The organism is Phycicoccus jejuensis (genome assembly GCF_044797865.1).
Classification (GTDB): domain Bacteria; phylum Actinomycetota; class Actinomycetes; order Actinomycetales; family Dermatophilaceae; genus Phycicoccus; species Phycicoccus jejuensis.
In genome coordinates this window covers 4,052,494-4,075,964 of sequence record NZ_CP085209.1, presented here as the reverse complement: position 1 = coordinate 4,075,964, position 23,471 = coordinate 4,052,494, and the positions used below count along the sequence as shown (strand labels likewise).

Here is a 23,471-nt window from a genome sequence, read left to right as displayed (position 1 = left end):
AGTCTAGCCGCGTCACCAGCGCGGACGCCCCACGCCGCCCGGGCGCCGGTCGCCGGTGCGCGGCGGTGCCCGCGGCCCCTAGGCTGGCTGCCCGTGAAGGTCCTCGTCATCGGCTCCGGTGCCCGCGAGCACGCCATCGTCCGCGCGCTGTCGCTCGACCCCGCGCTCGACGCGGTCGTGGCCGCGCCGGGCAACCCCGGCATCGAGGCGGTGGCCCTCTGCGAACCGCTGCCGGGCGGGGTCACGGACGTCGACGGCATCCTCGAGGTCGCCCGGCGCCACGCGGTCGGCCTCGTCGTCGTCGGTCCCGAGGCGCCCCTCGTCGCCGGCGTCGCCGACGCGGTCCGCGCCGCCGGCATCCCGTGCTTCGGGCCCTCGGCGGCCGCCGCGCGCCTCGAGGGCAGCAAGGCGTACGCCAAGGAGGTGATGTCGGCCGCCGACGTCCCGACGGCGATGGCCCACGTGTGCACGACCGAGGCCGAGCTCGCCGACGCCCTCGACGCCCTCGGCGCCCCGCACGTCGTCAAGGACGACGGCCTCGCGGCCGGCAAGGGTGTGGTCGTCACCGACGACCGGGCCGAGGCCCTGGCGCACGGGCTCGCCTGCCTGGCCAAGGACGACGGCCGCGTCGTCGTCGAGGAGTTCCTCGACGGCCCCGAGGTCTCCCTCTTCTGCCTCTGCGACGGCGAGAGCGTCGTCCCGCTGACGCCCGCGCAGGACTTCAAGCGCATCGGCGACGGCGACACCGGCCCGAACACCGGCGGGATGGGCGCCTACAGCCCGCTCGACTGGGCGCCGGACGGCCTCGTCGACGATGTCGTCGCCCGCATCGCGCAGCCGGTCGTCGACGAGATGGCCCGCCGCGGCGCCCCGTTCGTCGGCGTCCTCTACGTCGGCCTCGCCCTGACCCGCCGCGGGCCGCGCGTCATCGAGTTCAACGTCCGCTTCGGCGACCCCGAGACGCAGGTCGTCCTCGACCGCCTGCGCACGCCGCTGGCCCAGGTGCTGCTGGCCGCCGCCGAGGGCCGCCTCGCGCAGGCCGAGCCGCTGCGCTGGTCGGACGAGCACGCCGTCACGGTCGTCGTCGCGGCCGACGGCTACCCCGGCACGCCGCGCACCGGCGACCCGCTGGACGGCCTCGACGCCGTGCCCGGCGACCCCGACGCCTACGTCCTGCACGCCGGCACCGCGCGCGACGCCGACGGCGTCCTCGTCTCCGCCGGCGGGCGCGTCCTCTCGGTCGTCGCCCGGGGAGCGGACCTCGCGCAGGCCCGCGAGCGGGTCTACGCCGCCGTCGACACCGTGCGGCTCGACGGCGCGCAGCACCGCCACGACATCGCCGAGAAGGCGCAGCGTGGCGAGGTCACCGTCCCCGCCTGATCCGTCCCGGCGCCGCGTCCTGCGACCGACTCAGGCCGTGAGCGCCGCGTGCGCGTCCGCGAGGTGGTCGAGGTCGTGCAGGTCGAGGACCTGGAGGTACAGGCGGCTCGCGCCGACCTCGGCGAGCCGGCCGGCGCGCTCGCGGACCTCCTCGGGGGTGCCGGCCACGCCGTTGGCCCGCAGCTCGGCGACGTCTCGACCGATGGCCTCGGCGCGGCGGCGCAGGGTCGCCTCGTCCTTGCCGACGCAGAGGACCTGGGCCGCGCTGTGGACGAGGCTCAGCGGGTCGCGGCCGTGCTCGTCGCAGACGGTGTCGACGCGCTCGAACAGCCGCGCGGTGTCGTCGACCGACGAGAACGGGACGTTGAACTCGGCGGCGTACCGGGCGGCCAGCGACGGCGTCCGCCTCTTGCCGGCGCCGCCGACGACGATCGGCACGCCGCCGGGCTGCGTCGTGCGCACGAGCGCCGGGTGCCCGCTCACCGGGTAGTTCGAGCCGTCGTGGTCGTACTCCGAGCCCTCCGGCGCCGACCACATCCCCGTGATGACGGCCAGCTGCTCCTCGAGCCGGTCGAAGCGCTCCTTGAGCGGCGGGAAGGGGATGCCGAAGGCGTGGTGCTCGGCCTCGAACCAGCCGGCGCCGAGCCCGAGCTCGACCCGGCCGCCGCTCATCTGGTCGACCCCGGCGACCGTGACGGCCAGCGGGCCGGGAGCCGGAAGGTCGCCGAGGTGACCAGTGTCCCGAGCCGGATGCGCGAGGTGTCGCGGGCGAGGCCGGCGAGCGTCGTCCAGGCGTCGGTCGGGCCGGGGCGGCCGTCACCGGACATGTGCAGGTAGTGGTCGGACCGGAAGAAGGCGTCGTACCCGAGGTCCTCGGCCGCGCGGGCCACCGCGAGGAGGTCGTCGTACGTCGCGCCCTGCTGGGGCTCGGTGAAGATGCGCAGGTCCATGCACCCACGCTACGCAGGTGCGGGCGCCCCGTCCCGACGGGTTCCGCGCACCCGGCCGGCCCCGGCGGCGACGAGGAGCGCGACGAGCGCGCCGACGACCATCAGCCCGGCGAACCGGGGGCCGTCCATGCCCGGCCCGAACCACGCGACGACCCCGCCGACGAGCGCCGTCTGCAGGGCGACGCCGGTCGAGACCCCGAGGCCCTGGGCGGCGCTCGCCCGCCCGCGCTCGGCCTCGGGCGCGAGGGCCAGCAGCTCGGTCGACAGCACCGGCGAGAGGATGCCCATGCCGGTGGCGGCCGCGGCCCAGCCGACCATCCCGGCCGCGACCCCGACGACGTCGAGCGCCAGCAGCACCGGCCCCACCGACCCGACGGCGATGAGCAGCCCGCCGGCCCGGATGCGCGCCGCGGCGCTCGTGCGCGCCTGCACCCACGCCGTGCTGTTGAGCCACGACCCGGCCGCCCACAGCACGCCCGTCACCGACAGCGAGACGCCGGCGACGGCCGCGCTGACGTCGTGGGTCGTCACGAGCATGAGCGGGATGACCGAGCCGACACCGGTGAACGCGGCGGAGGTGAGCATCCGCAGCCCGACGACCGCCGGCACGCCGGCGCGCAGCCGGGCGGTGCCGCGGGGGAGGGCCCGGGCGGCCGAGAGGACGACCACGAGACCGCCGGCGAGCACGGTCGCCAGCCCGGCCGCCCGCGTGCTCGGGGACTCGAGCAGCGGAGCCGCGAAGGTCGTGACGGCCAGCCCGGCCGCGAGGGCGAAGGACGCCGCGAGCCGGGCGCCCGCGCCCTCGTCGACGTCCGGCGCCGGTGCGGGGCGGTCGCGGCGCAGTGCCGGACGCAGCAGCCAGAGGGCGAACGGGACGACGAGCAGCGGACCGGCGAACACCCAGCGCCAGCCGGCCAGCGACTCGACCCCGCCGGCGAACCCCGGCCCGAGGAGCGACGGCAGGATCCAGGCCGCGGCGAACGACGCGAACACCTTGGCGCGCAACGACTCCGGCAGCGCCTGCGCGACGAGCACCATGAGCGTGGTGTCGATGAGCGCCTCGGCGAGCCCCGACAGGGCGCGGCCACCGACGAAGACGACCATCGTCGGAGCGAGCGCCGAGACGACCTGCGCGACCCCGAAGACGCCGATGCCGGCGAGGAGCACCGGCCGGGGGCCGAACCGGTCGGTCCAGCCGCCGGAGAGGGCCATCCCCACGGTGAAGGTCACGAGCGAAGCGCCGGTCGAGGCGCCGAAGAGCGCCCAGCCGTCGAGGTCGCGGACGACGACCGGGAGGACCGTCTGCACGGCACGGTTCTCGAAGGCCGCGAGGGTCACGAGCGCCACGACGCCGACGACGACCGGCAGGTACCGGCGGTCGAGGAGCCGCTCGGGCGGGGAGGAGCCGGGCGGCGGGGTGGTGGCGGGGTGCGCATCGGTCGTGGTCACCAGAGGAGCCTCACACCTCAAGCGCACTTGAGGTCACGTCGCTACCCTGCACCCGTGGACGGACACGACCTGCTGGCCATCGGCGAGGTGGCGGAGCGCTCCGGCGTCAGCGTCGCGACGGTGCGCTTCTACGAGGAGAAGGGCCTGCTGACCTCGGTGCGCGACACCGCCAACCGGCGGCGCTTCGAGCGCCACGTCCTGCGGCGCATCGCCGTCGTGCGCGCCGGGCAACGGTTCGGGCTGGGGCTGACCGAGATCGGCGAGGCGCTCGCCGCCCTCCCCGCGGACCGGGCGCCGACCAAGCGCGACTGGGAGCGCCTCTCGCGGCGCTGGCACGACGAGCTGACGGCGCGCATCGAGGCGATGGAACGGGTGCGCGACGGGCTGTCGTCGTGCATCGGCTGCGGCTGCCTCTCGCTGCGGTCCTGCCCCGTCTACAACCACGACGACGAGCTGGCGACCGAGGGGCCGGGGGCCCGCCGCTGGCCGGCCGCCGCCCGCGGCCACTGACGTCCCCCCCACGAACGACGAGGACGTGCCGTGCGGCCCGCAGGCCACGTGGCACGTCCTCGTCGGGGGACGGAGGGGGTGGTCAGGCCCCCATCGTCACGGCCTGCGCCTCCTCCTCGGAGTCGATGCGCTCGGCGCCGTGGCCGGGCTCGGCGTCGACGCCGCGCACGAAGGAGTGGCCCGTCGAGAGCACCGCGACGGCGAGAACGACCGCGCCGGCGCCGACCCAGAACGGGATGTGGACCGAGCGCTCGCCGAGCGTGCCGGCCAGCCACGGGGCCACCGCGCCGCCGGCGAACCGGACGAAGCTGTAGGCCGCGGAGGCGACGCTGCGCTCGACGGGCGAGACCTTCATGACCGTCTCGGTGATGAGGGTGTTGTTGACGCCGAGGAAGCCGCCGGCGAGGACGACCATGACGACGAGCACGGTCTTGTTCTCGGTGAACACGGCCATCACGGCGAGGATGACCGCGAAGCCGAGCAGGGCGCCGACGATGCCGGCGAAGGTGCCGACGTGGCGCTGGACCCACGGGGCGACGACGACGGAGGTCAGCGCCAGGAGCAGGCCCCAGCCGAAGAACACCAGGCCGGTGCCGTGCGCCGACATGTCGAGCGGGAACGGCGTGAAGGCCAGGAGGGTGAAGAAGCCGAAGTTGTAGAGCAGCGCGGTGAGGCCGACGGTGAGCAGCCCGCGGTGGCCGAGGGCGCGCAGGGGGGCGCTGAGCGGCGTCGGGTGCGGCTTCTCGTTCGCCGCGGGGAGGGTGACCCACGTGGCGACGAGGGCGATGAGCATCAACGCGCTGACGCCGAAGAACGGCCCACGCCAGGAGATCCCGCCCAGCGCACCACCGACGAGCGGGCCGGCGGCGATGCCGAGGCCGAGCGCGGCCTCGTAGAGGATGATCGCCTGCGCGACCGAGCCGCGGGCGGCGTTGACGATCGTCGCGAGCGCGGTGGCGATGAACAGGGCGTTGCCGAGCCCCCAGACGGCGCGGAATCCGACGATGCCGTTGACGCTGTCCTGCATCCCGGCCAGGCCGGCGCCGACGATGATGATCGCGAGGCCGATGAGCAGGGTGCGCTTGGCGCCGATGCGGCTCGAGATGAAGCCGGTGATGAGCATCGCGAGGCCCATGACGGCCATGTAGCTCGTGAAGAGCAGGGAGACCTGGGACGGGGTGGCCCCCAGGTCGTCGGCGATCGGCTTGAGGATGGGGTCGACGAGGCCGATCCCCATGAAGGCGACGACGCAGGCGAACGCCACGCTCCAGACGGTCTTCGGTTGGCGCCACATGGGCAGGGGTTCCTCTCGGTCGGGGGTCAGGAGCCGGCGCGGCCGGGCTCGCGGGCGGGGGTGGTGCGGGTCGCCTCGAGCAGCTCGGTGAGGACGGCGGTCGCCGTCCGGAGCCGCTCGGGGTCGGCGTCCAGCTGCTCGAGGACCGGGCGCAGGGCCGCGGCGCGGGCGCGCCGGGCGGTGGCCAGGGCCTCGTGACCCGCGGCGGTGAGGGACACGAGGGTGGCCCGGCCGTCGGCCGGGTCGGGGGTGCGGTGGGCCCATCCGGTGGCCTCCAGGCGCTGGACCTGGGTGGTCATCGTCGGCTGGCTCGTGGCGTCGGCCTCGGCGAGCGCGGTGATCCGCGCCGGGCCGAGCTCCTCGAGGAGGGACAGCACGCGGGCCCGGGCCCACGGGATCTCGAGGTCGGCGTGCCGGCTGGCCCACCGGGAGAGCCCGGCGGCCGAGCGGAGCAGCTCGATGGCGAGGTCGTCCGTGTGCACCCGGCCACTTTACATAGGTAACCTATTCAAACCAAGCCGCGAGGTCGCTTCCCCCGGGAACGCTGCGCCTCACCCGGGCACGGTTGTCGGGTGAGGCGCGCGCGTATCGGGTCACCCGATACGCGCGTGACGCGTGGGGTGAGGGCGGTGGAGGGGCGACGCGGCATGGGCGTGGGGCTGGAAGGATGGGCCCATGGCCGACGCCTCGACGCCCACGCCCGACGCCGCCCCCGTCCTCGACGGGTACGCCCACGTCTACTCGGGCAAGGTGCGCGACCTCTACGCGCCGCTCGACGACACCGGCGCCCCGCGCGAGGACCTCCTGCTCCTCGTCGCCTCGGACCGCATCTCGGCCTTCGACTTCGTCCTCGAGACCCCGGTGCCGGACAAGGGCGAGGTCCTCACGCGGATGTCGCTGTGGTGGTTCGAGCAGCTGGCCGACCTCGTCCCCAACCACCTCGTCTCCACGGATGTCCCGGCCGCCGTCGAGGGCCGCGCGGTCCTGGTGCGCCGCCTCGGGATGCTCCCCGTCGAGTGCGTCGCCCGCGCCTACCTGACCGGCGGCGGGCTGCGCGAGTACCGCACCGACGGGACGGTCAGCGGCCTGCGCCTGCCCGAGGGCCTGACCGACGGCTCGCGCTTCCCGGAACCGCTTTTCACGCCGTCGACCAAGGCCCCGAGCGGGCAGCACGACGAGCCGATGTCCTACGCCGAGGTCGAGGCCCTCGTCGGCCCGGCGCTCGCCGCGAAGGCGCGCGACCTCACCACCCGCATCCTCGCCCGCGGCAACGAGCTGGCGCAGGAGCGCGGCATCATCGTCGCCGACACCAAGGTCGAGTTCGGGGTCGAGGACGGCGAGCTGGTCCTCGCCGACGAGGTGCTCACCCCCGACTCCTCGCGCTTCTGGCCGGCCGACCAGTGGGAGCCGGGCCGCCCCCAGCCGAGCTTCGACAAGGAGTTCGTCCGCGAGTGGCTCCTCTCGCCGGCGAGCGGCTGGGACAAGGCGTCCGGCGAGGCCCCGCCGCCGCTGCCGGACGACGTGCTGGAGCGCACCCGGGCCAAGTACGTCGAGGCCTACGAGCGCCTCACCGGCCGCTCGTTCTGACCCAGTCCGCGAACCGGCGCCCGTCGCGGGGCACGTCCGGCCCCGGCAGCAGCCCCGTGCGCAGACCGGCGACGGGTACCGGCAGCCCGACCACGCGCACCCGACCGCCGTCGCGCGCCGCGACCGCCCGGGCCATCGTCGCCGCGTCGGTCTCGTCGGGCCCGGCGAGCTGACGGACCGCCGGTCCGTCCTCACGCGCGGCGCCCGTGGTGGGGCCGGCCCCGACGACGTCGGCGACGAGGTCGGCGACGGCGTCGGGGTGCACCGGCCGCAACCCCATCCGCGGCACCAGCGCGAGGCGTCCGACCCGCAGCTGGCCGAGGAAGGTCTCGGCGAGGCTGAACCAGGCCGTCGAGCGCACGACCGTCACCGGCACCCGGGCCACTGCGTACCCGGCCTCCTGGGCCGCCTTGCCCGCGTAGTAGCCGGAGGACCGGGCCACGGACGGGTCGGTGACCCCGACGATGGACACGACGACGACGTGCGCGACCCCGGCCTCGGCCGCGGCGGCCGTGACGGCGGTGGTGGCGGCACGGAAGAACCCGACCGCGCGGCGCTTCGAGAGCGTCGTGAGGTTGAGGCAGTCGACGACGCAGCCGGCCCCGTGGAGCGTGCCGGCGAGGCCCGCGGAGGCGGTGACGTCGACACCCGAGGCCCGCGACGCGCGCACGACCTCGTGCCCCCGCCCCTCGAGCCGGTCGGCCACCGCCGACCCCATCTCCCCGGTCCCGCCCAGCACCACGACCCGCATCGCCCCTCCTCGGGCTCGTCCCGCGTCCTCGCCGCCCAGCGTGCCACGCACCCGTCCGGGCCGGCGCCCGGCTCTTCCCGCCGACGGGTGGGGAGGGACGGTGCGGCCGCGCCCCGGCCCGCGCCGGTAGCCTGAGCCCCGGCACACGCCACCCGCGCCGCACCCCTCGGGAGACCCGCACCATGGTTCCGTCGCACGCCCCCGTGCTGACCACCGTCCCCGGGGGCGCCGCCCTCTCGACCTTCCGGGCCGCCGGCGTGCTCGCCCGGCTGCGGGTCGTCGCGCCGCAGATCCGGGCGGTCTCGGCGCAGCACGTCCACTGGGTCGCGAGCGCCGCGCCGCTCGACGACGCCACCCACGCCACCGTCACCCGGCTCCTCACCTACGGCGAGCCCTTCGCCGGAGTGGCCGACGCGCCGCACGCCGCCCTCGTCGTCGTCGCCCCGCGTCTCGGCACGCTCTCGCCGTGGGCGTCCAAGGCCACCGACATCGCGCACAGCTGCGGGGTCGACGTGCGCCGCGTCGAGCGCGTCACCGAGTACCACCTGCTCGCCGACGAGCCGCTGACCCAGGACCAGTGGGGGCGCTGCGCCGACGTCCTCCACGACCGGATGACGGAGTCGGCCCTGCCGACGCGCGAGGCCGCCGCGGCGCTGTTCGACGAGCGCGAGGCCGAGCCGGTCGCCCACGTCGACGTCCTCGGCCGGGGCCGCGAGGCGCTCGAGGAGGCCGACCGCGACTTCGGGCTCGCGCTGTCGGACGACGAGGTCGACTACCTCGTCGAGGCCTTCACCGGGCTGCGGCGCAACCCGACCGACGTCGAGCTGATGATGTTCGCGCAGGCCAACTCCGAGCACTGCCGCCACAAGATCTTCAACGCCGACTTCGTCATCGACGGCGAGGCCCAGCCGCGCTCGCTCTTCGGGATGATCCGGCACACCGAGGAGGTCGCCGGCCCCGGCACCGTCGTGGCCTACAAGGACAACGCCTCGGTCATGGAGGGCGGCCCGCGCACGCGGTGGCTGCCCGAGCGGCCGGACGCCCCGAGCGCCTACCGCGGGCGCGACGGCGAGGTGCACGTCCTCATGAAGGTCGAGACGCACAACCACCCGACGGCGATCAGCCCGTTCCCCGGCGCGGCGACCGGTGCCGGCGGCGAGATCCGCGACGAGGGCGCCACCGGGCGCGGGTCGGCCCCCAAGGCCGGGCTCACCGGGTTCGCGGTCTCCAACCTCAACCTGCCCGGGACGCACGAGCCCTGGGAGGGTGCGGAGTACGGCGCGCCGGCGCACATCGCGAGGCCGCTCGACATCATGCTCGAGGGCCCGATCGGGGCGGCCGCGTTCAACAACGAGTTCGGCCGGCCGGGGCTCGGCGGCTTCTTCCGCGTCTACGAGCAGACGGTCGACGGCGTGCGCCGCGGCTTCCACAAGCCGATCATGAGCGCCGGCGGCCTGGGCACGATCGACGCCGACCTCACCGAGAAGGTCGTCTTCCCCGCCGGCACGCTGCTCGTGCAGCTCGGCGGGCCGGGCATGCGCATCGGGATGGGTGGTGGCGCGGCGTCGTCGATGGCCGCCGGCGCCAACGCGGCCGACCTCGACTTCGACTCCGTGCAGCGCGGCAACCCCGAGATCGAGCGGCGCGCGCAGGAGGTCGTCAACCACTGCCGCAGCCTCGGCGCCGAGGGCAACCCCATCCTCGCGATCCACGACGTGGGGGCCGGTGGGCTCTCGAACGCCTTCCCCGAGCTCGTCGACGGCGCCGGCCTCGGGGCCCGCTTCGACCTGTCGGCCGTACCCCTCGAGGAGTCGGGCCTCGCGCCGAAGGAGGTGTGGTGCAACGAGTCCCAGGAGCGGTACGTCGTCGCCATCGCCCCGGAGTCGCTGCCGGCCTTCGCCGCCCTCTGCGAGCGGGAGCGCTGCCCCCACGCCGTCGTCGGCGTCGCGCGCGACGACGGGCAGCTGGTCCTCGCCGACGGTCCCGACGACGTCGAGGGCGAGGAGCGGGCCATCGACATGCCGATGGAGACGCTGCTCGGCAAGCCGCCGCGGATGACCCGTGACGTCGCGCGCGTGCACCGCGAGGGCGACGACCTCGACGTCGACGCGCTCGACCTGCGTGACTCGGCCTACGCGGTGCTGCGGCACCCGACGGTCGCGTCCAAGCGCTTCCTCGTGACCATCGCCGACCGCACCGTCGGCGGCCTGACCCACCGCGACCAGATGGTCGGCCCGTGGCAGGTGCCCGTGGCCGACGTCGCCGTCACCCTGGCCGACCACGTCGGCTTCGCCGGCGAGGCGATGGCGAGCGGTGAGCGGATGCCGCTGGCCTCCGTCGACGCTCCCGCCTCGGGGCGGATGGCCGTCGGCGAGGCGCTGACCAACCTGCTCGCCGCCCCGGTGGCCGCGCTCTCGCGGGTCAAGCTGTCCTGCAACTGGATGGCCGCGTGCGGCGAGCCAGGCGAGGACGCCGCCCTCTACGACACCGTCCACGCCGTCGGCATGGAGCTGTGCCCGGCCCTGGGCATCTCGGTGCCGGTCGGCAAGGACTCGCTCTCGATGCGCACCCGCTGGACCGACCACATGGGCGACGCCAAGCAGGTCACCTCGCCGGTGTCGCTCGTCGTCACGGCCTTCGCGTCGCTGGAGGACGTCCGGGGCACCTGGACCCCGCAGCTGCGCGACGGGTCGGCCCTCGTGCTCGTCGACCTCGGCGCCGGCCGCGACCGCCTCGGCGGCTCGATCCTCGCGCAGGTGTCGGGTGCCTTCGGCCGCGAGGTCCCCGACCTCGACGACCCCCGGCGCCTGGTGTCGCTCGCCGCGGCCCTCACCGAGCTGCGCGAGCGCGGGCTCGTCACGGCGTACCACGACCGCTCGGACGGCGGCCTCTGGGCCGCGGTGTGCGAGATGGCCTTTGCCGGCGGCATGGGCCTCGACGTCGAGACCGCTTCGGTCGCAGGGCTGTTCGCCGAGGAGCTCGGCGCCGTCCTCGGCGTGCCCGAGCGCGCCGTCCCCGAGGTCGTCGAGGTGCTCGGCGCCCACGGGCTCGCCGACGTCGCGTCCGTCGTCGGCCGCACCGTCAGCGAGCGCCGGGTCCGCGTGGCCGTCGACGGAGCGCGGGTGCTCGAGGAGCGCGTCCGCGACCTCGCGCAGGCGTGGGACGAGGTGTCGTGGCGGATGTCCGTGCTGCGCGACAACCCGGGTGCGGCCGACGAGGAGCACGCCGCCGTCGGCCGCGACGACGACCCCGGCCTCGTCGTCGCCCCGAGCTTCGACCCGACCGACGACGTCACGCTGCCCTACCTCTCGACCGGCGTCCGCCCCAAGGTCGCCGTGCTGCGCGAGCAGGGCGTCAACAGCCACGTCGAGACCGCCTTCATGCTCGACGCCGCGGGCTTCGACGCCTACGACGTGCACATGACCGACCTCCAGTCGGGGCGCTTCGACCTCGCCGACGTCCAGGGACTCGTCGCCGCGGGCGGCTTCTCCTACGGCGACACCCTCGGCGCCGGCGAGGGCTGGGCGCGCTCGGTCCTGTTCTCCGAGAGGCTGACCGAGCAGTTCCACGACTTCTTCCACCGCGACGGCACCTTCGGGCTCGGCATCTGCAACGGCTGCCAGATGTTCGCCGCGCTCGCCGACCTCGTCCCGGGGGCGGAGGCGTGGCCGCGGTTCACGCGCAACCGGTCCGAGCAGTACGAGGCACGGCTGACGCAGGTCGAGGTGCTCGAGAGCCCGTCGGTCCTCATGGCCGGGATGGCGGGCAGCCGCCTCCCCATCGCCGTCGCGCACGGCGAGGGCTTTGCGAACTTCTCGGCCCGGGGCGACCTCGGCGCGGTGCACCAAGTGGCGCGCTTCGTCGACCACCACGGTGCGCCGGCGACGACGCATCCGTTCAACCCCAACGGGTCGCCCGGCGGGCTGACGGCGGTGACGACGACGGACGGCCGGTTCACCGCGATGATGCCGCACCCCGAGCGGGTGTCGCGCAACGTCCAGATGTCGTGGACGAGCGGCGACGTCGACGACGAGAGCCCGTGGCTGAGGATGTTCCGCAACGCTCGCGTCTTCGCGGGCTGACCGACGACAGGAGGGGGACCGCGGTGCTGACGTCCGACGAGGTGCGCAGGAGCACGTTCACGCAGACCCAGTTCCGGGACGGGTACGACGAGGGCGAGGTCGACGACCTCCTCGACGCCGTGGCCGACGCGCTGCGGGCGCACGAGGGGGCGGGGCCACCGCCCCGCCGCCCGCTGACGGCCGCGGACGTCCGCGCCTCCCGGCTCTCCACCACCCGGATGCGCCGGGGCTACGAGATGGGCGAGGTCGACGCGCTGCTCGAGCGCGCCGCCGAGGCGCTCGCCGCGCACGAGGGGGAGCGCGCCGCCGGGCGGCCCGCGCCTGCCGCGTCCACGACGCCGCCGGCGGCCACCGGACCGCGCGAGGGGCTCGGGGCCCGGCTCCTACGCGTCCTGCGCGGCGACCCCCGCGGATGAGCCCGCGCGGCGTCGACGACCTCGCCATCGCCCGGTGGCGGTTCCGGACGCTGCTGCTCGACGGCGCCTCCGCGCCGGACGCGTCCTCGGCGGTGCGCTCGCTGCTCGCCGTCCAGGCCGAGAACCCCGAGCAGACGGCGTGGGCGCTGGCCGCGCGCACGACCGGCCTGACGCGCGCCGGGCTGGCCGGGCTGGTCGGGGACGGTGAGCTCGTCCGGCTGCACGTCCTGCGCCCCACGTGGCACCTCGTCCACCGCGACGACGTGCGGTGGCTGCTCGAGCTGACCGGCCCACGGGTGCGCCACCAGCTCGGCCGCCAGCTGGAGCGCGACCTCGGCCTGCCGCCGGAGCGGGTCGCGGCGCTCGGCGACCTCGTCGAGCAGGTGCTGACCGAGACCCCCGACCGCACGCGGGACGAGGTCGCGGACGCTCTGCGCGCGGCGGGTGAGGAGCTGACCGGGATGCAGCTCATGGTCCTGCTGGCCCACCTCGAGCTCGGCCTGCGGGTCGGCAGCGGCCGGCCGCGCCCGGACGGCGGGGTCGGCCGGCACACCTACGCACCGCTGGCCGACCGGCTCCCGGCATCCGACCCGCTCGACCGCGTCGAGGCGCTGGGCGAGCTCGCGCGGCGCTACGCCGTGGGCCACGGGCCGGTGACCGAGCGCGACCTCGCGTACTGGGCGACCCTGCCGCTCGGGGACGTGCGTGCCGGCCTCGCCGCGGCCGCCGAGGACCTCGCGTCCTTCGAGCACGACGGCCGCACCTGGTGGCACGCCCCGGGGGAGGAGCCGCCACCGCGCTCGACAGCACCGCGCGTGCACCTCGTCCACCTGCTCGACGAGTGGTACCGGGGCTACCAGGACAGCCGGCGCGTCGTCGACGTCGCGGGGCGGCACCCGGTGGGACGGGAGCCGTCGATCGGGCTGCTCGTCGTCGACGCGCAGGTCGCGGGCACCGCGCGGCGCACCGTGCGGGGCGGGACGCTGGAGGTCGAGGTGGCGCCCTACCGGCCGCTGACCACGGCCGAGCGGCGCACGCTCGAGGCCGAGGCGGCGGCGCTGGCCCGCTGGCTGGGTCGCGAGCCCGTCCTCACCGTCACCGCCCCCGCGACCTGACCCGCCCGGCGCGGGCACGACACAGGGCTTCGTCCACGAGACCCCGGTTCCGAACCGGGGTCTCGTGGACATTTCGGGGTGACCCCGAAATGCGGAGGCGGCGGGGGCGGGCGAGGGGGTCAGGAGGGCGGCGAGTGGGTACGGGGTCCGCATGGACACCACCATCGAGCTCACCGTCGACGGGCACCGACGGCAGCTGACCGTCGACACCCGCACCACCCTCCTGGACGCGCTGCGCGAGCGGCTGGCGGTCACCTCGCCGAAGAAGGGCTGCGACCACGGGCAGTGCGGCTCGTGCACGGTGCTCCTCGACGGCCGACGCCACCTCACGTGCCTCGCGCTCGCGGTGGCGTTCGACGGCTCGGAGGTCGTCACGGCCGAGGGGCTCGCCGCCGACGACGCGCTGCACCACGTGCAGGAGGCCTTCCTCGAGCACGACGGCTACCAGTGCGGCTACTGCACGCCCGGCCAGGTCTGCTCGGCCGTCGGGGTCCTCGACGAGGCCAAGCAGGGCCACCCGAGCCACGTCACCGAGGACCTCGAGGCCGACGTCGAGCTGACCGACGACGAGATCCGGGAGCGGATGAGCGGCAACCTCTGCCGCTGCGGCGCCTACCCGGGCATCCTCGCCGCGGTCAAGGAGGCGGCGGGGGCATGAGGGAGCTCGACTACGTCCGCGCGAGCGACGTCGAGGAGGCGGTCGCCCTCGTGTCCGGCGACCCCGACGCCCGCTACCTCGGGGGCGGCACCAACCTCGTCGACCACCTCAAGCTCGGCATCGCCAGGCCCGCCCGCCTCGTCGACGTCGGCCGGCTCGGTCTCGACGGCGTCGAGGAGCAGGACGGCCCCGACGGGCGCGTCCTCCACGTCGGCGCGAACGTCCGCAACAGCGACCTCGCGGCGCACCCGGTCGTCCGCTCGGCCTTCCCGGTGCTCTCGCGCGCCCTGCTCTCGGGCGCGTCCGGGCAGCTGCGTCACCAGGCGAGCACCGGCGGCAACCTGCTGCAGCGCACCCGCTGCGTCTACTTCCAGGACGTGACGACGCCGTGCAACAAGCGCGAGCCCGGCAGTGGCTGCTCGGCCGTCGGCGGCTACGGCCGCCAGGACGCGGTCCTCGGCGCGAGCGAGCACTGCGTCGCGACCCACCCCTCCGACATGGCCGTCGCGATGGCCGCCCTCGACGCCGTCGTCGTCGTCCGCGGCCGGCAGGGGGAGCGGCGCGTCCCCGTCCGCGAGCTGCACCGCCTGCCCGGTGACCGCCCCGACCTCGACACCACGCTCGAGCACGGCGACCTCGTGACGGGCGTCGAGCTGCCGTTCACCGACGCCGCCCGCTGCTCGACCTACCTCAAGGTCCGCGACCGCGCCTCGTACGCCTTCGCGCTCGTCTCCGTCGCGGCGGCGCTCGAGCTCGACGGTGACGTCGTCCGCGACGTCCGCATCGCGTGGGGAGGCGTCGCGCACAAGCCGTGGCGCGCCACCGCCGCCGAGGAGGCGCTGACCGGGCGGGCCCTCGACGAGGACGCCGTGCGCGCCGCCGTCGACGCCGAGCTCGCCGCCGCGCGCACCACCGACCAGACCGCCTACAAGCTGCCGATGCTGCGGGGGGCCACGACGCGCACCCTGCTCCGCCTCGCCGGGAAGGACCCTTCGTGAGCACCCGGACCAGCACGACCCCCGTCACGCCCCGCTCGATGGGCACCCGCCTCGACCGCGTCGACGGGCCCGAGAAGGTGACCGGCCGGGCCACGTACGCCGTCGAGAGCGCCGCCCACGACACCGGCGACCCGCTGCACGTCTGGCTCGTCCAGTCGACCGTGGCCAAGGGGGAGGTCGAGCGCCTCGACCCCGCCGCGGCCCTCGCCCACCCCGGCGTCGTCGCCGTCCTCGACCACACGAGCGCGATGCGCCTGGCCGACACCGACGACGGCGAGCTGGCCATCCTCCAGGACCCGCGCGTGCACTTCCGCGGGCAGGTCGTGGCGCTCGTCCTCGCCGAGACCTCCGAGGCCGCCCGCGAGGGGGCCGCGCTCGTCGAGGTCTCCTACCGCGAGGAGCCGCACGAGGCCGAGCTGCGCGAGGACAACGCGACGTACCGGCCCGAGACGGTCAACCCGGCGATGGACACCGACACCGAGGACGGTGACGTCGACGCCGCGCTCGCGGGCGCCGCGGTGCTCGTCGAGCAGACCTACCGCACCCCCCACGAGCACAACAACCCGATGGAGCCGCACGCCACCGTCGCCCGCTGGGCGCAGGACGGCACGGACGGCGAGGTCCTCGACCTCGTCGACTCCACCCAGGGCGTCCACGGGGTCGCCCAGACCGTCGGCCCGGTGCTCGGCCTCGAGGCCACGCAGGTGCGCGTCCGCGCGCCCTACGTCGGCGGCGGCTTCGGCAGCAAGGGCCAGCCGCACGCCCACGTCGTCGCCGCGGCGCTCGCGGCGCACGCCGTGCGGCCCCGGCCGGTGCGCCTGGCCGTCACCCGGCAGCAGATGTTCGCCCTCACCGGCTACCGGACCGCCACGATCTCGCACGTGCGCCTCGGCGCCGACGCCGACGGCCGGCTCGTCGGCCTCGAGCACCGGGTGCAGGAGCAGACCTCCGCCGTCAAGGAGTTCGCCGAGCAGACGGCCTCCCCGAGCCGGATGATGTACGCCGCCCCGGCCCGGCGCACGAGCCACCGGCTGGCCGTCCTCGACGTCGCCGTCCCCTCGTGGATGCGCGCGCCGGGCGAGATGCCGGGGATGTTCGCCGGCGAGGTCGCGATGGACGAGCTCGCGCTCGCCTCCGGACTGGACCCCGTCGAGCTGCGGCTGCGCAACGAGCCGGACCTCGACCCCGAGACCGGCAAGCCGTTCGACGTCCGCCGGCTCCCCGACTGCCTGCGCCGCGGCGCCGAGCGGTTCGGCTGGGCCGACCGCCCCCGCGAGCCGCGCTCCCGCCGCGAGGGCGACTGGTGGGTCGGCACCGGCGTCGCCGCCGCGACCTACCCCGCGATGAAGATGCCCGGCAACGAGGCCCGCGTCACGGCCCTCGGGGGCGGCCGCTACGGCGTGGCCATCGGCTGCGTCGACATCGGCACGGGCGCGCGCACGGTGCTGACGCAGATCGCCGCCGACGCGCTCGGCGTCGACCCCGGCGCCGTTGACCTCGAGGTCGCCGACACCCGGCTGCCCTCGGCCTCGGTGGCCGGCGGGTCCTCGGGCACGAGCTCGTGGGGCAGCACCGTCGTCGCGGCGGCCCAGCGCTTCCGCGAGGAGCACGGCGCCGACCCGGCCCCCGGCGCCGAGGTCACGGCCTCGGCGGCCAAGAGTCCCGCCGAGACCGAGACCGCCAACCACTCTTTCGGCGCGGTCTTCTGCGAGGCGAGGGTCAACCGCTGGACGGGCGAGGTGCGGGTGCCGCGGCTGCTCGGCGTGTACTCGGTCGGCCGGGTCCTCAACCCGGTGACGGCGCGCTCGCAGCTCGTCGGCGGCCTCGTCATGGGCCTGTCCGCCGCGCTCTTCGAGGAGTCCTGGCGCGACCCGCGCACCGGCCACGTCGTGACCCAGGACCTCGCGAGCTACCACGTCGCCGCCCACGCCGACGTCCTCGACGTCGACGCCGAGTGGTTGGAGGAGTCCGACGAGGCCTTCACGCCGATGGGCTCGCGCGGCATCGGCGAGATCGGCATCGTCGGCACCGCGGCGGCCGTCGCCAACGCCACCCACCACGCGACGGGGGTGCGGGTCCGCGAGCTGCCGCTCACGCCGGACCGCTTCCTGTCCTGAGCCCGCCCGCGGGAGGCCGGGGGTCAGCGCACCCGCCACCCACCCGGGTCCGGGGGCTCCGGGGACGGCACCGCGGTGCCGTCCCCGGAGCGCAGCGGCCGCGCGCCCGGGACCCGGCGGGCGACGTCGGCCCACGGCAGGACCCCCGTCGGCAGGACGGCGGAGGCGGCGGCGCGCCGCAGCGTGTACAGGTCGAGCGGGCCGAGGGAGGCGACGAGCACCACGTTGCCGAAGCGCCGCCCCTTGAGGACCTCGTGCAGCCCGACGAACGCGGTGTGCCCGAACACCTCCTGCGCGCCGGCGGCGACCCGCGCCGCATAGCGCATCCCCGGCTCGTCGGTGACGTTGGCGAGCAGCAGGCCGGCGGGGGCGAGGACGCGGCGGACGTCGGCCATCCACTCGACGGTCGTCAGGCCCGCGGGGACCCGGCCGTCGACGAACGCGTCGAGGACGACGACGTCGGCGCTGCCGTCGGCGAGTGCGGCGACGCCCTCCTCGCCGCCGACCGGGCGCACCCGCATCCGGTGGCCGCGGGGGAGCGGGACGTCGCGGCGCACCTGCTCGGTCAGCGCGACGTCGGGCTCGAGGACGATCTGCGGCGAGCCGGGCCGCGTCGCGTGCACCCACCGCGGCAGGGTCAGCCCGCCGCCTCCGACGTGCGTCACGCGCAGCGTCCCGGCCGGGGCGAGCGCGTCGACGACGAGCGCGAGCTGCTGCACGTACTCGAAGTGCAGGACGGTGGGGTCGTCGAGGTCGACGGCCGACTGCGGGAAGCCGTCGAGGAGCACGGCGGCGACCCCGCCCTCGACCTCGACCCGCACCTCGCCCACGGGGGAAGGCTATGCGTCGGTGCGCTTCGGTAGCGTCGGGGGCATGCCTCCCCGACGCCGCACCGACCCCGAGCTCGGCCGCGCGGCCCTGCGCCGGTGGCACGCCGACCCCGACGGCACCGACCGCGCCACGCGCGGCACCGCCGTCCGGTACGCCCTCGAGGAGCTCGCCACCCGCGCGCCCGGCAACAGCGTCGAGGTGCGGGTCCCCCCGTACGGGGTCATCCAGTGCGTCGAGGGTCCGCGGCACACGCGCGGCACCCCGCCCAACGTCGTCGAGACCGACGCCGAGACCTGGCTGCGCCTCGTCCAGGGCGAGATCCCGTGGTCGCAGGCCCTCGCCGAGGGCGTGCTGCGGGTCAGCGGCACCCGGGCCGACCTCTCCGGGCTGCTGCCCCTGGGCCGGGAGGACCGGGCGTGAGCGCCGGGGTGCGCCAGGGCGTCGTCCTCCTCACCGACGAGCCGTGGGCCGTCAGCGGGCCGCGGTGGAGGGTCGTCGAGGAGATGGGCTTCCACCACGCGTGGACCTACGACCACCTCGTGTGGGGCGGTCTGCCGGACAGCCCGTGGTTCAGCGCGATGCCGACCCTCGCGGCGGCGGCCGGCGTGACCGAGCGCATCGGCCTGGGCACGTTCGTGTCGTCCCCCAACCAGAACCACCCGTACACGTACGCGCGCGACGTCATCACGCTCGACGACCTGACCGGCGGTCGCTTCCTCTGCGGCGTCGGCACCGGCGGCGACCTCGACGCCCGCCTGCTCGGCGCCGACCTCGCGCTGCGCGAGCGGGTCGACCGCTTCCACGAGTTCGTGCCGCTGCTCGACCGGCTCCTGCGCGAGGACCACGTCGACCACGACGGCACCTGGTACCGGACGCAGGACGCCCGCACGCTGCCCGGGCCGGTGCGCCATCGCGTGCCGCTCCTCGTCGCCGCCAACGGCCCGCGATCGGTCCGGCTCGCCGCGCGCCACGCCGACGGCTGGGTCACCTACGGCGGGAAGGGCGAGACGCTCGACGCGTGGTTCGACCACATCCGCGAGCTGGTCGCGCGCTTCGACGACGCCGTCGGGGCCGCCGGGCGCGGGCCGCTGGACCGCTACCTCTCGCTCGACTCCTCGCCGCGGTTCTCGCTGGAGTCGGCCGGGCTGCACGCCGAGATGACCGGGCGCGCCGCCGAGCTGGGGTTCACCGACGTCGTGAGCCACTGGCCGCGCGCGCAGGGCCCGTACGCGGGCGACCCCGCCGTCCTCGAGGAGGTGGCGGGGTCGCTCGGGCGCTGACGCGCGCAGGGCTCGGTCGTCGTCAGGCGACGGCCATGACGAGGATCGGCGTCGTCGTCGGGGCGGTCGACCCACCGGCCGGCTCGACCGTGACACCGACCGCGGCGGCGCCGTCGATCTGCCCGTCGAGGACGGCCTGGCCGCGGCCGTCGGCCGGGGTGAGGAAGCCCGCGGAGCGGGCGATCTCGTCGGAGCCGACGTACCAGAGCTGGTAGACCTTGCCGTCCGGCGCCGGGGGCATCCCGGTGACGGTGATCGCCGACTGGTCCATCTGCCGGCTGTAGGCGAGGGTCGCGGTCGTCGCGCCCTTGTGGCTGGTCACCGTGGCGGCGTCCTGGGCGCGCTCGACCTGCTGGATCGCGGTGAGCGGCGGCTGGTCGCCGGACCACGGGCTCCACGCGACGCCACCCACCGCGACGACCGCCGCGGCGGCGGCGGCGACGAGCCAGGTGCTCGTGCGCCGGAAGAGCGGGATGACCCGCGCTCCGGTGCCGGTGGCGGCGGCCTCGCCGACCGTGGGCACGCCGGGCGTGACGACGGCGGGCGGCTCGTCGGCGCGCTCGTCGGTGACGAGCGGCGGCAGCGGGCGGACGCGGGTGATGCCGGCGAGGACGGCGGAGCGCAGCTCGGCGGACGGAGTGGCCTCGGTGAGGGCGCCGAGGGAGTGCGCGGCGTCGGTGAGCTCGCCGACCTCGGCGCGGCAGGCCGCGCAGGCGGCGAGGTGCTGCTCGAAGCCGTCACGCTCGTCGCGGTCGAGGGCGTCGACGGCGTGGGCGCCGCTGAGGTGGTGAAGGTCGGGGCTCATGCCGGTACTCCCAACGTGTCCCGGAGGCGGATGAGGCCGTCCCGGATCCTGGTCTTCGCTGTTCCGAGGGGCACACCGAGGAGCTTCGCCACCTCGGTGTGCGTGTACCCCCCGAGGTAGGCGAGCTCCACGGCGCTGCGCTGGGCCTCGGTGAGGGTGGCGAGGGCCCGGCGCACGCGCTGGCCCTCGAGGGAGGTCTGGGCGGACTCCGCGGTCTGGTCGAACTCCACCTCGCGGGTCGCGACGGCGTGGGCGTCGTCGCGGCGGCGGGCCGCCTCGCTCGAGCGGACCCGGTCCACCGCCGCGCGGTGGGCGATGGTCATCAGCCACGAGAGGGCGCTGCCCCTCGCGGGGTCGAACCGGGAGCTCGTGCGCCACACGTCGAGGTACACCTCCTGGGTGACCTCCTCGCTCATCGCGTGGTCACGCACGATGCGCAGCACCAGCCCGAAGACGCGCCGTGAGGTCGCGTCGTACAGGGCGGCGAACGCCTCTTCGTCCCCCCGGGCCGACCGGCGGAGCAGCTCCGCCAGGTCGGACGCGGTGGCAGCCGCCCCCCCGGGTGCAGTGGTGGGCTGTCCCGGGGAGGCGGCTGTCATGTCGTTCATCATCGCTGATGCATCAGCTCTCGGGGACGAGAACCTTGTCGATGATGTAGACCGTGGCGTTGGCGGTCTGGACGTTGCCGCAGACGATCTTCGCGTCGCCCGGGGTCACGGTGAAGTCCTCGCCGGAGCCCATGACGTTGATCGACTTGCCCGAGAGGGTCTTGTGCTCACCCGCGAGCTGGTCCGGGGAGAGCCGGCCCTCGACGACGTGGTTGGTGAGGACCGTGGTGAGCAGGCCCTTCGGGTCCTTCATCGCCGCGTCGAGCGTGGCCTTCGGCAGCGCCTCGAAGGCGTCGTTGGTCGGGGCGAAGACGGTGATGTCCTTGGCGCTGTTCAGCGTGTCGCCGAGGCCGGCCTCGCCGACCGCGGTGACGAGGGTGGACAGGACCGGGTTGTTGCTCGCCGCGGTGGCGACCGGGTCCTTGGCCATGCCGTCGAACGAGCCGGCGCCGTCGGCCGGGACGGCCGAGCAGGCGGAGCCGAACGGGGCGTCGGCGGCCATGGTGGCGGTGTCCGAGGGGCTGGCCGAGGGAGCCGCGGAGGTGGCGGCGGCCGAGGAGCTCGTGCCCGAGCCGCTCGTGGCGGAGTCGTCCGAGCCACAGGCCGCGAGGCTCAGGGGGAGGGCGAGAGCCAGGGCGGCGACGGTGAGGCGGGTCTTGCGCATGGGGGTGTCTCCTTGCGGTGTGTCGTTGTCCTGCGTACACATCTGGTTCGGAGCTGCTCGGAGCCCGGATGGGTTGGACGGCAACTTTTTTCGAGGAACCTCCGAACGGCCCGTGCGACCGGCACGGAAACGCTCCCCGCCCCGCCCCGTCCCACCCACCCCTCCGGCCTCGACATTTCGGGGTCGCCCCGAAATGTCCACGAGACAAGGGCTCGGATGCCTTGTCTCGTAGACGAACTCGTGTGTCGGCCGGGCCGGCGTACCGTCCCGGCGACCGCGTGCACGCACGGCAGCGGCGGCCGGCTCCGTGGGGAGCCGACCGCCGCTGTGTCGTGGATCACGCTGTCCGACAGGCCGATGCGCTGCCGGGCATCGGGGTGACCGTCACTCGATCGTGACGACCACCGAGTGCCAGCCGGTCGCGCCCTTGGGGAAGGGCGTCTGCCGCTTCTCGGTCTGCACCTCACCGGTCTCGTCGGTCGCGCGGACCTCGAGGGTGTGGCGTCCGGCGGGGGCGTCCCACTCCCAGTACCACTGGCGCCAGTAGTCGATGCCGGCGTCGTTGCCGAGCTTCGCCTCGGCCCAGTCGCCGCCGTCGACCCGGACCTCGACCTTCTCGATGCCGCGCTGCTGCGCCCAGGCGACACCGCCGACGACGATCTTCCCCGCCGTGGCGGTCGAGAGGGGCTTCGGGGTGTCGATCCGGCTCTCGGTGTAGATGGGTGCGTCGGTCGCCCAGCCCTTGCCGGTCCAGTACGCCGTCTTCTGCGCGTACGTCGTCGCGGTCAGCGTGGTCAGCCACTTCGTCGCGCCGACGAAGCCGTAGAGGCCGGGCGTCACGAGGCGCGCGGGGAAGCCGTGCACCGGGGGCAGCGGCTTGCCGTTCATCCCGACGGCGACGAGGGCGTCGCGGTCGTCCATCAGCGCCTGGAGGGGGGTCGAGATGGTCATCCCCTCGGTCGACTCGCTGAAGATCTGGTCGACGCCCTGCTGCACGCCGGCCCGCTCGAGCAGGTCGCGGACGGGGACGCCGAGCCAGCGGGCGGAGCCGACGTAGGGGCCGCCGACCTCGTTCGAGACGCAGGTCAGGGTGATGTCCTTCTCGATCATCGGGAGCTTGAGCAGCTCCTCGAAGGTCAGCGAGAACGGGTTGTCGACCATCCCGTCGACGGTGAGCTTCCACCCGTCGGTGCCGACCCGGGGGATGACGAGGGCGGTGTCGATCCGGTAGAAGGCGTCGTTCGGCGTGCGAAACGAGGACACCCCGCGGACTATCTCCTCGAGGCCCTGGGGGAGGGGCTCCAGCGTCGTCGCCGGGGTCGGGAGGACGACGTCACCGGTCGACGCCGTGCTGCGGGCGAGGGACTGGCCGATGCCGCCACCGGTCGCGGCGACCGCACCGAGGCCGGCGGCCGCGGCGAGGACGGTGCGACGCCCGCTCGTGCCGTCGCCGTGGGCGGTGCGGTCGGGACCGGCGCCCGAGGCCGGGTCCGCCGAGGCAGCGCCCCAGCGGTCGAGGACGCCGAGAAACCATCCGGCGGCCAGCACGCCGACGACCGCGGTGACGAACCCGGGCAGGAGCGAGACGGCCGACGCGGTGGGGCGGGTGGCCGCGGCCGCGAGCGCCAGCACGGCGAGGACGCCGACGATCGCCAGGCCGAGCGTGCGCCGGCTGCGGGCGACGACACCGGCGAGCCCGGCGAGGAGCAGCGTGACGACGGTGACGGACCCGACGAGGATCGGCTTGTCGGCCGTGCCGAACGTCGAGACCGCCCACTCCTTGACGGGGGTGGGCGTGGCGTCGATGACGGTGGACCCGACGGCGAGGACGGGGGAGGACTCGGGGGCCACGAAGCCGGCGACGAGGTGGCCGACGCCCGCCCCGGCGGCCGTCGCGAGCAGCGTGCCCAAGGCGTACCAACCGCGGGCCGGCCGCTGCGTGGCTGCGGTCTGGGGGGAGGTGGTGGTCATGGCAG

The 23,471-nt window shown here is 75.4% G+C and carries 20 protein-coding genes and 1 pseudogene; 11 read left to right on the top strand and 10 right to left on the bottom strand.

The annotated features are described in order from the left end of the window. The first annotated feature begins 93 nt into the window (after nt 1–93). Complete coding sequence (gene purD, locus LG324_RS19415; protein WP_030526430.1) at nt 94–1,380, top strand: phosphoribosylamine--glycine ligase; 1,287 nt, start codon at nt 94–96, stop codon at nt 1,378–1,380. Between the two features lie 30 nt (nt 1,381–1,410). Here the strand turns inward: purD and LG324_RS19410 are convergent. Together LG324_RS19410 and LG324_RS19405 are read right to left on the bottom strand one after the other, a co-directional pair. Then, nucleotides 1,411–2,330: pseudogene (locus tag LG324_RS19410) on the bottom strand (LLM class F420-dependent oxidoreductase). A gap of 9 nt (nt 2,331–2,339) precedes the next feature. Beyond that, on the bottom strand, nt 2,340–3,779 hold the full coding sequence (locus tag LG324_RS19405) for an MFS transporter (protein ID WP_404350544.1): 1,440 nt from the start codon (nt 3,777–3,779) through the stop codon (nt 2,340–2,342). Nucleotides 3,780–3,833: 54 nt separating this feature from the next. Between LG324_RS19405 and soxR the strand changes: the two genes are divergently transcribed. After that, nucleotides 3,834–4,289: a redox-sensitive transcriptional activator SoxR gene (soxR, locus tag LG324_RS19400; RefSeq protein WP_030526433.1), complete on the top strand. Its 456-nt coding sequence runs from the start codon at nt 3,834–3,836 to the stop codon at nt 4,287–4,289. A gap of 82 nt (nt 4,290–4,371) precedes the next feature. Here the strand turns inward: soxR and LG324_RS19395 are convergent, their stop codons facing one another. Continuing rightward, on the bottom strand, nt 4,372–5,583 hold the full coding sequence (locus tag LG324_RS19395; RefSeq protein ID WP_404350542.1) for an MFS transporter: 1,212 nt from the start codon (nt 5,581–5,583) through the stop codon (nt 4,372–4,374). A 26-nt stretch (nt 5,584–5,609) separates the two neighbouring features. After that, complete coding sequence (locus LG324_RS19390; RefSeq protein ID WP_404350540.1) at nt 5,610–6,065, bottom strand: MarR family winged helix-turn-helix transcriptional regulator; 456 nt, start codon at nt 6,063–6,065, stop codon at nt 5,610–5,612. Nucleotides 6,066–6,258: 193 nt separating this feature from the next. Between LG324_RS19390 and LG324_RS19385 the strand changes: the two genes are divergently transcribed. Continuing rightward, nucleotides 6,259–7,170 (top strand): phosphoribosylaminoimidazolesuccinocarboxamide synthase, encoded by a 912-nt coding sequence (locus tag LG324_RS19385; RefSeq protein WP_404350538.1) that lies wholly within the window; start codon nt 6,259–6,261, stop codon nt 7,168–7,170. On the opposite strand, the gene LG324_RS19380 is transcribed toward LG324_RS19385, so the two are convergent. Next, complete coding sequence (locus LG324_RS19380; RefSeq protein ID WP_404350536.1) at nt 7,151–7,921, bottom strand: NAD-dependent epimerase/dehydratase family protein; 771 nt, start codon at nt 7,919–7,921, stop codon at nt 7,151–7,153. The two genes, LG324_RS19385 and LG324_RS19380, sit on opposite strands and share 20 nt — an antisense overlap. Nucleotides 7,922–8,103: 182 nt before the next feature. Here LG324_RS19380 and purL point away from each other — a divergent pair, with 182 nt between their 5' ends. The 6 genes from purL to LG324_RS19350 all read left to right on the top strand — a co-directional run bounded on the left by purL (nt 8,104) and on the right by LG324_RS19350 (nt 17,307). Then, a complete protein-coding gene (gene purL, locus LG324_RS19375; protein WP_404350534.1) occupies nt 8,104–12,003 on the top strand; it encodes a phosphoribosylformylglycinamidine synthase in 3,900 nt (1,299 codons plus the stop codon). 23 nt (nt 12,004–12,026) lie between these two features. Then, nucleotides 12,027–12,419 carry a DivIVA domain-containing protein gene (locus LG324_RS19370; RefSeq protein WP_051750015.1) on the top strand — a complete coding sequence of 131 codons (393 nt, stop codon included), beginning with the start codon at nt 12,027–12,029 and terminating at the stop codon, nt 12,417–12,419. Beyond that, entirely contained in the window at nt 12,416–13,534 is a 1,119-nt protein-coding gene (locus LG324_RS19365; protein WP_404350532.1) for a winged helix DNA-binding domain-containing protein, read from the top strand. The genes LG324_RS19370 and LG324_RS19365 overlap by 4 nt, the downstream gene beginning before the upstream one ends. 151 nt (nt 13,535–13,685) lie before the next feature. Continuing rightward, on the top strand, nt 13,686–14,192 hold the full coding sequence (locus LG324_RS19360) for a 2Fe-2S iron-sulfur cluster-binding protein (protein ID WP_030526441.1): 507 nt from the start codon (nt 13,686–13,688) through the stop codon (nt 14,190–14,192). After that, nucleotides 14,189–15,190, top strand: a complete 1,002-nt coding sequence (locus tag LG324_RS19355) for an FAD binding domain-containing protein (RefSeq protein ID WP_404350531.1) — start codon at nt 14,189–14,191, stop codon at nt 15,188–15,190. Before LG324_RS19360 ends, LG324_RS19355 begins: the two co-directional genes overlap by 4 nt. Further along, nucleotides 15,187–17,307: a xanthine dehydrogenase family protein molybdopterin-binding subunit gene (locus LG324_RS19350; protein WP_404350529.1), complete on the top strand. Its 2,121-nt coding sequence runs from the start codon at nt 15,187–15,189 to the stop codon at nt 17,305–17,307. The genes LG324_RS19355 and LG324_RS19350 overlap by 4 nt, the downstream gene beginning before the upstream one ends. A gap of 23 nt (nt 17,308–17,330) precedes the next feature. Here LG324_RS19350 and LG324_RS19345 read toward each other — a convergent pair whose 3' ends face one another. Beyond that, nucleotides 17,331–18,137, bottom strand: coding sequence for a spermidine synthase (locus tag LG324_RS19345; protein ID WP_404350527.1), 807 nt, complete (start codon nt 18,135–18,137; stop codon nt 17,331–17,333). Between the two features lie 43 nt (nt 18,138–18,180). Here LG324_RS19345 and LG324_RS19340 point away from each other — a divergent pair, with 43 nt between their 5' ends. Together LG324_RS19340 and LG324_RS19335 are read left to right on the top strand one after the other, a co-directional pair. Continuing rightward, nucleotides 18,181–18,558, top strand: coding sequence for a sterol carrier family protein (locus LG324_RS19340; RefSeq protein WP_030526445.1), 378 nt, complete (start codon nt 18,181–18,183; stop codon nt 18,556–18,558). Next, a complete protein-coding gene (locus LG324_RS19335) occupies nt 18,555–19,418 on the top strand; it encodes an LLM class flavin-dependent oxidoreductase (protein WP_404350525.1) in 864 nt (287 codons plus the stop codon). The genes LG324_RS19340 and LG324_RS19335 overlap by 4 nt, the downstream gene beginning before the upstream one ends. A gap of 22 nt (nt 19,419–19,440) precedes the next feature. On the opposite strand, the gene LG324_RS19330 is transcribed toward LG324_RS19335, so the two are convergent. The 4 genes from LG324_RS19330 to LG324_RS19315 form a co-directional block, all read right to left on the bottom strand. Continuing rightward, entirely contained in the window at nt 19,441–20,223 is a 783-nt protein-coding gene (locus LG324_RS19330; RefSeq protein ID WP_404350523.1) for an anti-sigma factor domain-containing protein, read from the bottom strand. Beyond that, nucleotides 20,220–20,822: an ECF RNA polymerase sigma factor SigK gene (gene sigK / locus LG324_RS19325; protein WP_404350521.1), complete on the bottom strand. Its 603-nt coding sequence runs from the start codon at nt 20,820–20,822 to the stop codon at nt 20,220–20,222. The genes LG324_RS19330 and sigK overlap by 4 nt, the downstream gene beginning before the upstream one ends. Nucleotides 20,823–20,844: 22 nt before the next feature. Further along, the gene (locus LG324_RS19320) at nt 20,845–21,495 is read right to left on the bottom strand and encodes a fasciclin domain-containing protein (RefSeq protein ID WP_404350519.1); all 651 of its coding nucleotides are present in this window, start codon (nt 21,493–21,495) and stop codon (nt 20,845–20,847) included. A gap of 384 nt (nt 21,496–21,879) precedes the next feature. After that, nucleotides 21,880–23,466 (bottom strand): molybdopterin-dependent oxidoreductase, encoded by a 1,587-nt coding sequence (locus tag LG324_RS19315; RefSeq protein ID WP_404350517.1) that lies wholly within the window; start codon nt 23,464–23,466, stop codon nt 21,880–21,882. Between the last annotated feature and the right edge of the window lie 5 nt (nt 23,467–23,471).

Excerpts from the sequence above, each read along its gene's own strand:
- LG324_RS19395 (WP_404350542.1), bottom strand. The coding sequence starts at position 5,583 with ATGTGGCGCCAACCGAAGACCGTCTGGAGCGTGGCGTTCGCCTGCGTC.
- LG324_RS19385 (WP_404350538.1), top strand. The coding sequence starts at position 6,259 with ATGGCCGACGCCTCGACGCCCACGCCCGACGCCGCCCCCGTCCTCGAC.
- LG324_RS19380 (WP_404350536.1), bottom strand. The coding sequence starts at position 7,921 with ATGCGGGTCGTGGTGCTGGGCGGGACCGGGGAGATGGGGTCGGCGGTG.
- purL (WP_404350534.1), top strand. The coding sequence starts at position 8,104 with ATGGTTCCGTCGCACGCCCCCGTGCTGACCACCGTCCCCGGGGGCGCC.
- LG324_RS19365 (WP_404350532.1), top strand. The coding sequence starts at position 12,416 with ATGAGCCCGCGCGGCGTCGACGACCTCGCCATCGCCCGGTGGCGGTTC.
- LG324_RS19360 (WP_030526441.1), top strand. The coding sequence starts at position 13,686 with ATGGACACCACCATCGAGCTCACCGTCGACGGGCACCGACGGCAGCTG.
- LG324_RS19355 (WP_404350531.1), top strand. The coding sequence starts at position 14,189 with ATGAGGGAGCTCGACTACGTCCGCGCGAGCGACGTCGAGGAGGCGGTC.
- LG324_RS19340 (WP_030526445.1), top strand. The coding sequence starts at position 18,181 with ATGCCTCCCCGACGCCGCACCGACCCCGAGCTCGGCCGCGCGGCCCTG.
- LG324_RS19330 (WP_404350523.1), bottom strand. The coding sequence starts at position 20,223 with ATGAGCCCCGACCTTCACCACCTCAGCGGCGCCCACGCCGTCGACGCC.
- sigK (WP_404350521.1), bottom strand. The coding sequence starts at position 20,822 with ATGACAGCCGCCTCCCCGGGACAGCCCACCACTGCACCCGGGGGGGCG.
- LG324_RS19320 (WP_404350519.1), bottom strand. The coding sequence starts at position 21,495 with ATGCGCAAGACCCGCCTCACCGTCGCCGCCCTGGCTCTCGCCCTCCCC.
- LG324_RS19315 (WP_404350517.1), bottom strand. The coding sequence starts at position 23,466 with ATGACCACCACCTCCCCCCAGACCGCAGCCACGCAGCGGCCGGCCCGC.